The sequence below is a fragment of the Pleurocapsa minor HA4230-MV1 genome, assembly GCA_019359095.1.
In the GTDB taxonomy this organism is placed as follows: domain Bacteria; phylum Cyanobacteriota; class Cyanobacteriia; order Cyanobacteriales; family Xenococcaceae; genus Waterburya; species Waterburya minor.
Window position 1 is genome coordinate 166715 of the sequence record JAHHHZ010000021.1, and the last position, 12477, is coordinate 179191.

At 38.7% G+C, this 12477-nt stretch carries 13 protein-coding genes; 7 read left to right on the top strand and 6 right to left on the bottom strand.

Features of this window, described 5'->3' with window-relative positions:
* Window positions 1-229: 229 nt before the first annotated feature.
* The 3 genes from KME09_12985 to KME09_12995 all read left to right on the top strand — a co-directional run bounded on the left by KME09_12985 (window position 230) and on the right by KME09_12995 (window position 2997).
* A complete protein-coding gene (locus KME09_12985) occupies window positions 230-1675 on the top strand; it encodes a CIA30 family protein (GenBank protein MBW4534842.1) in 1446 nt (481 codons plus the stop codon).
* A 413-nt stretch (window positions 1676-2088) separates the two neighbouring features.
* Window positions 2089-2736 carry a response regulator transcription factor gene (locus tag KME09_12990; GenBank protein ID MBW4534843.1) on the top strand — a complete coding sequence of 216 codons (648 nt, stop codon included), beginning with the start codon at window positions 2089-2091 and terminating at the stop codon, window positions 2734-2736.
* Between the two features lie 57 nt (window positions 2737-2793).
* Window positions 2794-2997, top strand: a complete 204-nt coding sequence (locus tag KME09_12995; protein ID MBW4534844.1) for an aldo/keto reductase — start codon at window positions 2794-2796, stop codon at window positions 2995-2997.
* A gap of 371 nt (window positions 2998-3368) precedes the next feature.
* Here the strand turns inward: KME09_12995 and KME09_13000 are convergent, their stop codons facing one another.
* The 4 genes from KME09_13000 to KME09_13015 form a co-directional block, all read right to left on the bottom strand.
* A complete protein-coding gene (locus KME09_13000; protein ID MBW4534845.1) occupies window positions 3369-4175 on the bottom strand; it encodes a TPM domain-containing protein in 807 nt (268 codons plus the stop codon).
* Window positions 4176-4411: 236 nt separating this feature from the next.
* The gene (locus KME09_13005; GenBank protein ID MBW4534846.1) at window positions 4412-5284 is read right to left on the bottom strand and encodes an MBL fold metallo-hydrolase; all 873 of its coding nucleotides are present in this window, start codon (window positions 5282-5284) and stop codon (window positions 4412-4414) included.
* Between the two features lie 359 nt (window positions 5285-5643).
* Complete coding sequence (locus KME09_13010) at window positions 5644-6087, bottom strand: hypothetical protein (GenBank protein ID MBW4534847.1); 444 nt, start codon at window positions 6085-6087, stop codon at window positions 5644-5646.
* A gap of 29 nt (window positions 6088-6116) precedes the next feature.
* Window positions 6117-6461 (bottom strand): YtxH domain-containing protein, encoded by a 345-nt coding sequence (locus KME09_13015; protein ID MBW4534848.1) that lies wholly within the window; start codon window positions 6459-6461, stop codon window positions 6117-6119.
* Window positions 6462-6877: 416 nt separating this feature from the next.
* Here KME09_13015 and KME09_13020 point away from each other — a divergent pair, with 416 nt between their 5' ends.
* Together KME09_13020 and KME09_13025 are read left to right on the top strand one after the other, a co-directional pair.
* Window positions 6878-8512 carry an FAD/NAD(P)-binding protein gene (locus KME09_13020; protein MBW4534849.1) on the top strand — a complete coding sequence of 545 codons (1635 nt, stop codon included), beginning with the start codon at window positions 6878-6880 and terminating at the stop codon, window positions 8510-8512.
* 19 nt (window positions 8513-8531) lie between these two features.
* The gene (locus tag KME09_13025) at window positions 8532-9278 is read left to right on the top strand and encodes a YdcF family protein (GenBank protein ID MBW4534850.1); all 747 of its coding nucleotides are present in this window, start codon (window positions 8532-8534) and stop codon (window positions 9276-9278) included.
* 37 nt (window positions 9279-9315) lie between these two features.
* On the opposite strand, the gene KME09_13030 is transcribed toward KME09_13025, so the two are convergent.
* Complete coding sequence (locus tag KME09_13030; protein ID MBW4534851.1) at window positions 9316-10131, bottom strand: CPBP family intramembrane metalloprotease; 816 nt, start codon at window positions 10129-10131, stop codon at window positions 9316-9318.
* A gap of 83 nt (window positions 10132-10214) precedes the next feature.
* On the bottom strand, window positions 10215-10610 hold the full coding sequence (locus KME09_13035; protein MBW4534852.1) for an AbrB family transcriptional regulator: 396 nt from the start codon (window positions 10608-10610) through the stop codon (window positions 10215-10217).
* Window positions 10611-11270: 660 nt separating this feature from the next.
* Between KME09_13035 and cobU the strand changes: the two genes are divergently transcribed.
* Together cobU and KME09_13045 are read left to right on the top strand one after the other, a co-directional pair.
* Window positions 11271-11852: a bifunctional adenosylcobinamide kinase/adenosylcobinamide-phosphate guanylyltransferase gene (gene cobU, locus KME09_13040; protein MBW4534853.1), complete on the top strand. Its 582-nt coding sequence runs from the start codon at window positions 11271-11273 to the stop codon at window positions 11850-11852.
* Between the two features lie 204 nt (window positions 11853-12056).
* The gene (locus KME09_13045) at window positions 12057-12473 is read left to right on the top strand and encodes a hypothetical protein (GenBank protein ID MBW4534854.1); all 417 of its coding nucleotides are present in this window, start codon (window positions 12057-12059) and stop codon (window positions 12471-12473) included.
* Window positions 12474-12477: the final 4 nt, after the last annotated feature.

A 12477-nucleotide genomic window follows, 5' to 3' on the forward strand; every position in this document is an offset into this window, starting at 1 on the left:
TCGCGTCGCGCATCGTCCGAAGGTGTATACCGCAAGAGTACTAACTCCGTCCTAAAGGATACCGCTACGCATATGTCGCCCTTTAGGGAATCCTTTAGGATAGCTTTTCAGACGTAATGAAGGCTAGATTTCTTGTAAAAGTGCGATCGCCACATTCAAGAAGACTTTATTTGGTACTAAGATAACTATGAAGTCTTTTTTAGATTAATCAAAACTTCTCGATCATACTGTGGCTAAGTGGAAATTAAGCCAGCTTTGGCAAACATTAACCTTTTTTGAAATCGTGCCTAATTTTAATCTCTGGCAACGATTGTTTCAAAATAGCTCATCACAATCTTATCAACAGACAAAAATGACAATTTTGGTAGCTGGCGCAACGGGAGGAGTGGGTAAACGAGTAGTACAAAAGTTACTGGCTCGCAATTACCATGTCCGAGCATTAGTTAGAGATGCAGAACGAGCTAAAGCTATCTTGGGAGAACAGGTAGAACTATTTGAGGCCGATCTAACTATTGCTGATACTCTTAAACCAGCCATGATGGAGGGAATCAGTGCCGTAATTTGCTGTACAGGTACGAAAGTTCAACCAGTGGAAGGAGACACCCCTAACAGAGAGAAATACTATCAAGGGATTAAATTCTATTTGCCAGAAGTGGTTGATATTCCAGAATTGGTAGAGTACGAGGGAATTAAAAATTTAGTCCAGGTAATCTCGCAGTCTCTTCCTCCTAGAGGAGAACAAATGATCTTTGATTTTGCTCATCCTACTAACGATTTATCAGAAATTTGGGGTGCAGTAGATGATGTAGTAATGGGAGGAGTCAGCCAAAGCAAAATTCGTTTAGCAGACAATAAGGCAATCTTTGCGGGGGTTGTTTCGACAGAGAATAACGGCGGTTTTGCTTCAGTCCGAACTCGCAACTTTACACCACCGATGGATTTATCTGATTATCAAGGAATTGAAATGAGGGTAATTGGAGATGGCAAACGCTACAAATTTATTACTCGCTGCGAAGGTAAATGGGATGGAGTAGGCTACTGCTATTCCTTTGATACGATTCATGATTATCCCACAACTGTGCGGATTCCCTTTAAGGATCTAATTCCCGTATTCCGCGCCAAAACTGTCCAAGAAGCTAGTCAGTTTGATTCCGCAAAAATCTATTCGATGCAACTGATGTTGAGCAAGTTTGAATACGACGGGGAACTAAATCCTCAGTTTGAAGCAGGCTCATTTAAGCTGGAGGTTGAATATATCAAGGCTTATGGTGGTCAAGTCAAACCCCAATTAGTTCAAGTAAGTTCAGCAGGAGTTACTCGCCCGAATCGTCCAGGAATTAACTTAGCCGAAGAACCCCCCGCAGTCAGGATGAATGAGCAACTGGGAGGGATTTTAACTTGGAAATTGCGAGGCGAAGAAGCTATTAGATCTAGCGATTTAACCTACACTATTATTCGTCCCTGTGCCTTAACCGAACAACCTGGGGATAAAATTCTTTATGCCGAACAAGGAGATAATTTAAGGGGACAGGTTAGCCGAGATGCAATCGCTGAACTCTGTATCCAGTCACTGAATTCGGCTTCGGCGGTTAACAAAACTTTTGAAGTCAATGAACAACAACAAGGTAATACTAACTGGGAAGAATTATTTAATAATCTACAGCCCGATAATTAGTTTTAATTATATTCAAATGCGATCGCAATATTAAAATCTCGTGATGAAAGACGAATACTCGAAACTTAAGCTTATTATCACCCTAATTGTCTATCGCTAATTTTGTACGGTTATATATAAGGTTATTCATCAGTTTTGAACTGAGTTTTATGAGCTTAAGAAATCAGCAACCAAACTAAAATCTAATAAGATCATGGGAGCATCCTACTTTTTGACTAAGCAGAAATACTCAAAGCGGTGTCACTATTTAAATAGGCACTCCGAAGTTTCAGCAATTTTTACTCATTGCATAAATGGGATGCTCCCAATCTAAATACAGATAGTGAATAGAAGTATCAAACAAATTAGAAGAACATTCTGTCTAAAATTTATTTTTCAAGTTTTGTTCTCTAATTAATATGGAGTGTGCAATTATGATTCGCGTTTTACTAGTAGACGATCAAGAACTGGTCTGCCAAGGGTTACGGGCAATGTTAAATCTAGAGTCAGATATCCAAGTAGTTGGCGTGGCGAATAATGGTCAAGTTGCTATTGAGCAGGTAGAAGCTTTAGAACCAGATGTCATCTTGATGGATATTAGAATGCCTGTCATGGATGGCAGAGAAGCAACCAGAATTATCTCTCAGCGATTTCCCGAGATTAAGGTTTTGGTTGTTAGTACCTTCGATGAAGATGATTATATTGCCCATTCAATTAAAGCAGGAGCCAAAGGATATTTGCTCAAGGATATGCCCGTAGAAGAGTTAGCTCAGGCGATTAGATTAGTCGCTCGCGGCTACAGCCAAATGGGCCCTGGGCTGATGGAAAAAATGTTTGACGGAATAGTTAGCAATCGCAGCGATACGGAACCCGAACAGCCTGAACTAGCAGAGTTAACTGCTAGAGAAATAGATGTCTTAAATTTAATTGGGACTGGTTGTACTAACCGCGAAATTGCTCAACAACTCTATATTGCTGAAGGGACAGTTAAAAGTCATGTTACTCATATTCTCAATCGGCTTAATTTACGTAATCGAGCGCAGATTGCTATTTATGCCAATTCGGTCAAGCAAGCTTGCTAACTAAACTGCTTGATATATTTTAGTCAAGCTAAATTGTCGAGTATTTAATTAACTAAAATGGAAAAGCGATCGCTAGGAACATCAAAAGTTCAAATAATGCCAATTCTCATGGCAACATGGCAAGCAGGAAAAAAAATGTGGGCAGGAATTGACGATCGCGAAAGTATTAGGGCGATTCGAGCTGCTGTAGATGCAGGAATAACTACCATTGATACGACAAAAGTTTATGGGCAAGGCCATTCAGAACAAATTGTTGCTTAAGCTGTATCCGACAAATACTCGATAAACATGGGGGGAGGAATCCAAGGTTCTACTTCCCACTCTAGCTTAGTTGATGCACCAATAAGCAAACCAGCTATAAAATCATTTTAATAGCTGTGAGGAATGCCAGATTTTACCTGTCTAATGATAGTTTGAGCCAATCCTTGAGGCGATCGCGGATTGGGAACAATGGGTAGAGCCTGAATCAATGCCCGATAAAACCGTTTAAACTGTCCTTCATCCTTCCAGATATTGCTTTAAGAAATCGCATTTATATTACAGCTTTACCACAAGCTATGTTTCAACTACATTTGCTTAAGAGTGCGTAACTGATGTTACCAATTCTTCTGTGGGTAATGTCAGTTAGTTCACTATGTTTCTGAATCTGAGGTGGAACTGTTCATAAAAGAGGGAGACAAGAAAGCCACTACTGCACCCAACATAAACCCGATAATATTACGGAATAGAGGTAAAAATTCAGGAGTACGAATCACCACAGGGCCCATGCCAAAAGCAATAAACAGAATCCCCCACAGTGGAGACATAATTAGACCCCACTGCCAAGCAATCACCTGATCTTTATTACGAGGAATAACTGCTACACCTAAGATCACCCCACCGACAATCGAACTAATTAAGGTCAAAATCCATTGCTCCTGCGGTAATCCAGGTACAGCATTGCAACCGTTTTTAAGTAAACATCCTTTGACTGATTCTAAAGCTTCAACAATGGCATTATTCTCACCGTGTTCGCGAATATAATACATATTGCCAAAACGAGTCTGAAGCTCAATCCAGAAGTTACGAGGCAGTAATTCATATACAGCATCACCAATGCTAAAAGCTAGTAGATTTCCGCCTCTACTATCAGCCACTAGCAAAATACTTTTATCATCTAAACCCCAGAATTTCTTGACTGCACGACCAGGAGAGCGATCGTATTGAGTTAAAACACGCATTTTCCAGCCTGTTTGCGCCTCAAAGTCTTCGAGATTTTCAATTAAAGACTCCTCCTGTAACTCTGGCAATAAGTTAGCCAAATCGACCACTGGAGTGACTTCACTAGGTAATAATTCTGGATTGTTAACTGCTAAAGCGGGGGGAGTTAACCAAGTGACTAAAACCAGTAAACAAGCTCCTAAAATTAGCAAGGAGCGCTGTATAAACTTATTGGCCATGATTATTTTGTTTAAAAAATTATTGGTATCCAAATTCGGCTTTATAAAAGTGTTCTTATTTTCGTTACATTTATTTACCTTACTCTAAGATTATCAGCTATTAGTAGTGGTGGATGCAAGAAAACAGAACAAATATTCAACCAGACTTTAGATTTTAGATTAATGATTGTTTTAACCCAGTCAAGATTACAGGTCTTTTAATCGTATCTAATTATATTTGCTCCATTGACTAACACTCATGAGTTCTTCATCCAATCTAAACAGATTTGCATTTGTTGTTTCATAGTGGCGCGATCGCTTTTAAAACGACGACCATGTCCTGGTAATACCCACTCAAAAGAGTAATTTGCTAATTTTTCCATCGATCGCACTTGTTCCGTCCATGAATACCAGGAATAGGCGCGAAAGGCATAAAGATGATTGAGATATTTTGACCAAGCTAAATGATCGCCTGTAAAAAGGAATTTTTGAGCGTAAAGTAGCACTGTATGTCCTTTACTGTGTCCAGGTACGGGAATAATTACAACATCGTCGCTAAATTGAATTGGCTCGATCCCCTCAAGTTGAATTTCTACATCTTTGGTATCTGAAGTAACATCATCAATATGCAGAAGGCGATCGCATTGAAAATGATCGTGGAATTTTTGATGATCGGCAACATCATCTCGATGGGTTAAATATAAATAGCGTATTCCTCCCATTTCTTCTAATCTTTTCACTAGAGGAGGAGAATATCGAGGCGAGTCAACTAAAATATTACCTGCCGCTGTTTGAATAAAATAACTAGCTGCACCGTAAGAATTTTCTGCATGATAGCCACAATGATATACATTATCTGCCAATAAAATTGGCAAGCTTTGTTGTGCGACTTTTATATCTTTGGGTTTTTCTACCGTACCGATAGAAGCTGTCGGACAGGATAGTAATGCTTGCATCGCTTTAAGCTGTTCGATTTCATTACTCGGTTGGTGGTATACGGCTGATTGTTCCCCTGCTTCGGTAAAAATTTCTGGTGCCATCCAGCGACAGGTATCACAATCGATGCAAGTGCTATCTACGTAAAAATTACCACCAATGTTTTCCCAACGTCGTTGCGTTAATTTAGCCATTTGTCTAATCGATCGCAGTTTAATTAAGCTACTTTTTATAGTTCATTATAGCTTTTATTCATAGTCGTTATGATTACGTTCAACTTTTCGAGCAATGGACACTTTAGTTATAGCCATCGAACGATAGATTAAGACATCTCCTAGTCTCTTTGCGTCTTTGCCCCAAACTAAGCGGGATAAACGCCTTTGCGCGAGATAAAGTTTTTATCCTAAAGGATACCCTAAAGGACTAGCCCTAAAGGATTAGCTCGCAAGCTCGCGTCCTTCGCGTCGCACTTCGTTATTGTCCTAACCTTTACTTCGACTGCTATAACCAACTCTAAACAACCACTGATCGCTTTTGAGTTAAAAAAACATTATTAATTCTGACGATCGCGATTTGACTGAAATTTTTCGACAGGAAAACCTTTTCGTCGGGGAGCATCTAAAATATCTGCTCTAGGACTGCGCCATACTTTCCAAGCAGCTTTTGCTCCAGCAACCAACCCAAAACTACTTTGCTGCACTTGCTGTACTTGCTGTTTCGCCACGACTAATCCGCGATCGACCTGCTGCACTACTCCTGTTGCGTTATTAATACCTTGATTAAGCTCGTCGGTTAATTCGCCAACTTCTTTTCCTGTCAGACGAATTGCTTCCAAGGTAGGGGGAAACTCCCGATTTAGAGTATCAAAAAGTTTTTCAGCACTACGAGCAGCTCTACCCACTTCTTGTAGAGTCGGAATAGTTACGAGTAAAACAGCAAATAGGCTAAAAGAGACTAGAAGTAAGGAAAGTCCTAGCCAAAATAAAGGATCTATCATAAAAATTGAGCAGTCAGCATCCTTTAATTCTAAAGGCGATCGGTCATGGTCGAGTTTAAATCTCGATTTATATCTAGTCTAGTAGCTTTAGTGGTTGCTCGACTGGTTTCGATACCTGTGGCGATCGCTAATTTTAGTCTTGCTAAAGTCTCTTCCCAATTTTCTAAGGTACTCTCTGAAAAACGATCCGCCTGTAGTTGAATACTAGTAGTTAAATCTTCAGCTAATTCTGGCAAAGCATCAGCTGATTTTTTGATTACTTTTCTCGTTTCTTTTCCAGTACGTGGTGCAACCAACAATCCGACTATAGTACCTATGGCGCTACCAATCATCAGACCACTAACAAATGCTCCTGCTGAACTTTTCTTTGGCATATCATTACTTACCCTCAATTTGATTAATTTTAGGCTGCTCAGTAAATATCGTTTTTATCATGTTTTCATCATATTAAGTTAAATTTAATGCAGCTCAACCATGAATAATCTAATCATCACTCCATCGAAACACTCACATTTAAATGCAGAGTTAAATTACCCTCAGTCTGCCGAGCAATTTAAATTATTACAATTTAATAACTTTTGTGATTTAATTAAATACTAATACACTTTATAGTTCTAATATGCATCTTTATCTAACTATTTAAGTTAGCTAGGTTTATTGACTTAATTATGCAGATTTGTCATTGCATAAAACATTACATTTAAATTACATTGAAAATTTACCCCATTTTGCTCAACTAATAGACTTGGCTAAAAAATTTCAATTTTAGATTAATTTTAGCAATACCCAAATGCAAAGATTACAGAATGAAAGTGTAGTTGACACTCAAATTCCACAATCCGCTCAATTTTTTCCGTCCGCAAACTGTACCTACGATCTGGCAATTGTGGGGGCGGGCATATCCTGTGCTTATACCCTAATTCACTATCTTTCTTTACTTACAGAAAAACTAGCCTCAACAGCAGAAAAAGAGCAGCAACCAACGATTAAAGTGGCAGTTTTCGATAAATCTGGGGAGTTTTGGACAGGTATTCCCTATGGTAGTAGATCGGGTCAACAATCTCTGATTATTACTGCGCTCAAAGAGTTTCTACCTCAGCCAGAGTGCGATCGCTTTACAGATTGGCTAAGAGCCAATTACAATTCTGTAGTCTCCAGTCTCCAAAAAAGATCAGGTATTTTAAATAGCCAATGGCTAAAATCTTATCAAGAGGCAATGGAGCAGAATAACTGGTCGCAAATTTTTGTACCGCGATACTTATTTGGTTGGTACTTAAAAGAGCGTGTAGTAAGTTTATTAGAGCAAGCAGCAGCCCAAAATTATTTGCAGTGCGAGTTAATTAAAGCAGATGTCAGTAAGATTCAAAAGCACTCAACAGCTTATCAAATTGACACCACAGAACCTCATTCCTTCCTCGCTACCAAAGTAGTTTTGGCGATCGGTAGTCCACCTAACAAAACAGCTTTCTTTAGTCAATTAAAATCTTTAGAGCGATCGCCTTCTGGAGATAAAGTTTGCTCGATTGCTGATATGTATGAACCTTCTCAAAATAGTAACCTTGAGCTTATTCTTAAGCATTTACAGGCTGATTCTAGCCAAGCAAAACAAGTTCTTATTATCGGCTCAAATGCGAGTGCGCTAGAAACGATCTACAGCCTTAACAACTTGCCAGAACTAGCAAAATTAATCAGCAAGTTTGTGGTTGTTTCTCCCAGCGGTGCATTTCCCCATCCGATTATTGATGCCCCTGTGTCTGAAACTTTTGTGCCTAAAAACCTAGATCTACTGATACAGCAGTCAGATTTTACCGCTAAACAAATTTATCAAGCCGTCCGACAGGATGTTGCAGCAGCTTTAGCCAATAATGAAACTATTGATGGTACTTACACCATTATTTCTCGAAAGGTAATTAAAGCTCTTAATCAGCTTAGTTATCCAGAACAAAAACAATTTGTGATCGAATATGGTGTCAAAATAGGCAAGTTTCAAAGACGCGCAGGGTTAGATTATCTTAATGTTGCAGACAAGCTGATGCTTGAGGGCAAACTAGAATTTATTCAAGGTAAATTTACCCACATCATACCTCTGACGGAAAATCAGTTTGGGTTTGAATTTGTTACCCCCAGCAGCCAAACAAAAACATTTACCACTCCTATCCAAGTAGTGATTAACTGCGCTGGGTTTCAAGATTTAACTCAATCATCTTCACCCCTAATTAATAATTTGATTCAACAGGGTATTTGTACTCCTAATGATTCTCATGCTGGCTTTGAGATGAACGAAAATTTTGAAGCGCAGCAAAATTTCTATCTTATGGGGCCGTTGGTTGCAGGGAACATTAATGATAAGCTAAAGGTTTGGCACGCTGAAAGTTGCGGTCGCATTTTCAATTTGTCCCATAGTCTAGCAGAAGTTTTGTTATAGTTTTGGTTGATGTCAAGCCATGAAAAAGCTGTTTGCTCAGATGCCCAAGAAATATAAAATATCACTTATATCTTTTTTAGGCTTATTATCGATCGCCAGCATTACTTGGAAACCGATCGCAATTAACTATGGCAAGTGGTTGGCTGCGGGAGAAAGCAATCCGACAGGAGATATGTCTGTTCTACTCTCAGGTAGCAACGCCCGTTTAACAACTTTAATTGAGCTGTACGAGCGCGGAAAAGTTCAAGCAATCTACTACGCAGCAGGAATTGATGAAACCGTCGAAGATTTGAACGAATATCACAATATATTTGCTAGATACAAAATCCCCACTGAAGATTTATACTGTGGCGAGTTAGTTGAAAGTACTTTTCATGAAGCGCAAGCATTCAAACGCAAGTTAACAGAAATTAAAGATCCTGTAGATAAAATTATCTTAGTATCCGATCGCTATCATCTACGACGGGGTATCTGGAGCTTCAATAAAGTACTGGGGGATGAGATCGAAGTTACCGCCTATTCAACTCCTAGTTCACCAGAAATTGCCGATCCTCACTGGTGGAAACATAAGTCTTCTCGCGAACAAGTCATTAGTGAGACCAAAAAAATGGGTTTTTACGTACTCTACTATGGCTTACTCAATCAGGGAAATTTAATTACTCACGGTGATGTCAACCGAGTGACTACAGGCGAAGTTTCTCAGGGGGTTAATCGCCCTTGCGAAATTGTCTTACCTCAGTTGAAGACTCAAATTAGTAATTACTGATTACTAATTAGTGATTACTTAATTCTTTAATAGTTGTTTAGTAAGGTGTGTAGTAATTAGTTAATAGGTTAAAAATCCCTAGCCCTAATCCCGTAATCCCCAGACAAAGTATTCCAGCCATCCCTGCTAAAGGCTGTTGTTTCATGCCTGTAAACCAATGATCTTGATGTTTATAGGTTAATAACTCTGCTGAATCGAGACAGGTTAAACCACAAATCCAGCCTGCATGAAGTCCTACAGCTAGGTAAATGGTGTCATTAGTTAAAACTCTGGCTGCCACTAACACCATCCCCATTAGCCATAAACCTGGAAGCTGTGGCAAGGTTTGTTTTCTTTCCCAAATTAAATGCAGAGCAGCAAAAATTACGCTGGAGGCGATCGCTGCTAGCCAACATGAATTATCAGCTAGTAGAGTAATAAATATATAACCACGAAATATTAGTTCTTCTACTAGACTAATTAGTAAACTCAAACTCAAGATTGGCAACAACAAACTGGGAATTTGTCTCAAGTTTTGCCAACGCCAAGTGATTAAATTACCCACAGATTCGAGGCTAAAAACTAGGATTAAACTGACTAAACTAGCGCCTAATCCTAATAAGACATACCGCAAGTCATCAGGAGTTAGGCTTAAACCAAGATCTGCAAAGGTTAAAAATTCTGTTTTAACCTTCCAGATAATTATTCCAGGGGCAAGAATATAGAGAGAGGCTAATAAAATTAACTTTTGCTTTGGTGTTAGAGGTTCTTTCGGCTGCCAGTTAATTAGTCGAGATACTAGTAAGGCAATGGGCAACCAGATGATAGTCCATACTCCAAGCAAGCTAAGAACCTTAAACCATGATGCACTCATCAGATTAATAATTCAATTAGATGATAGTACATTGCTACGATTTGAAGAGCCAAGGGTAATCGATCAAACACGCTGCTCAGCTATTAATTGTTATCTGCTGCATCATTGTCTTCACCATCAATTTGTTTAAGGTGAATATGTTTGTAGCCTAACTTAATTTCAAACTTGTCACCTTCTTTTAGACCCATTGCTTGAGTATAGGTAGAACCAATCACAATTTGACCATTTTTATGAACGCTAACTCGATAAGTAGGTTCACGTCCACGACCATCTTTTGCTCCTTCTGGATCTAGGGGGACTCCCTTCGCTGCAAGCACTGCATCGTAAAAATCAGTGAGGTTTACTCTTGTTTGATTATCCTTAGTAATTGTATAGTATCCACATTTTTTAGCAGTTTCACGCCTTGGTAAATGAGATAATTCTTTGACTTTTTGCAATAAGGCTTTTCCTGTTAAGGTTGCTGTAGCAGCTTCACTCATAATTAATTTTAGTTTTAACTTAGTTGTTGATACCAAATATTTTTAGGTATTTTATTTGGTGTTAATTGACTCTATTAAAAAATATACCGTTTATTCTCCCTCTTGTCACAATTTTATGGTGATAATTGGTTTTTTTTAATAATGTTCAGTTTTTTTATTTTAGTTGATTAAGCCTAATGTTACAAACCACTGATTTTGCCTAAAAAATATTTTGGCGGTTTTTACACCTTCAATTTTAAAATCTCAGTTCTTTGGGGCAACAATTACTTTTCAACACTTTAAGTTAAATCTTGACTTTTGCTCTTCAAAAATGTTAGAGGAAAATAAGAAATATTTCGCTATTTTAGCTATGATTATGGCAGGATAGGAAAGATTACCGCTACTGTGGGCTTGATTATGTTTTTTTGACTCTAGTATTTTGTAAGCTAGTTGAGCAAAAACAAGAGCGTAATCTAGTCAATCTAAAATCACCAGCTAAAATAACAATCAAAAATCGATATTAGAGTTTTCTGAAATTTTTAACACTTTATTCCTTCGCGATCATAGCTAAGGCAATATATTATTTATTTTCGCTAGTTTAAAAAATGAGCTAAAAATCGGCTAACACACTTATATTTGAAAGTGTAAACCTAATTGAGTGAGTAATTTTTAGTAGCTGAAATGTTTGATAGCCAAAAAATCATCTTGGTCACAGGTGCTTCTAGTTCAGGAAAAAGTGAACTTGCCGAAATTTTGGCGCAGCAAAGCCAGAAATCTGTTACATACGTTGCTACCGCCACAACAGATGATCGCGATTACCCTTCGGGTACGCTTCGCGATCGCGAATGGCAAGCCAGAATCTTAAAACATCAACAGAGAAGACCTACAAGCTGGAATACCATCACAGCAAACACTGACTTATCATCATACCTAAAACAAGCTCAGGGATCAGACTGTTTATTGATTGACTCTTTGGGTACGTGGGTGGCAAATTTGCTCGAAGCTGAAGAATCGGCGTGGCAAACTGCCAAAGAGTGTTTTTTATCTAGTCTGCAAACCACAGCAGCAACGACCATCTTAGTGGGGGAAGAAACAGGATGGGGAGTCGTCCCAGCTTATCCCTTGGGTAGACTATTTCGCGATCGCTTGGGGAATTTATCCCGTCAGGTAGGCAATTTAGCTGATACAACCTATCTAGTCGCAGGAGGTCATGTAATCAATCTTAGTGTTTTGGGTGAACCATTAAAAAAATATGGAATATAACTGCCGAGTTATTGTCTTTATCTAGTCTGCCACTATGATCGTAAGTAGAAGCAATAATTTAATAATTTGTAGTCAACCATTATTTTAAATATTTGTGCTGATTTGTGCTGACGAATCAATCTTGTTTAGATATTGTCAAACTAACTTTTATTTTTTATCCCTAGCATTCATAACTATTTAAATTTAAACAGAGAGGGAAACAATATGGCATCGGCAACAGAAGTAAAAAACTATCTTGCTCATTGGTTTCAATTAGGCAAAAAGCTAGTCTGGCGCAATGGTGAAGCCGAACTGTTACCGCAAAAAGTTATTCAAGGCGATCGCTTTTCCGCAGAGTTTGAAGAGTGTTGGCAAAAAATCATGAGCGTTAATGGTCAAGACTGTTATTTGGTTGGAGGAGAAACTACGATCCAACAACTATTGACCCCAGCCTGGACAATCGATCAGTGTGCCAGATGTGCAATGCCTATACCAATGGTTGAGGTGGGGAATACTCCATCCCTCGATTGTGTCTGTAATGACTTGGATAATTGGCCCAACACGGAACTCCCAGCCCCTCATTCGCCGATTAACAGCCAAGCAAAGTTAAATAGTATTAGTGAGCGTCTTAAAAGTAATTAGGAAG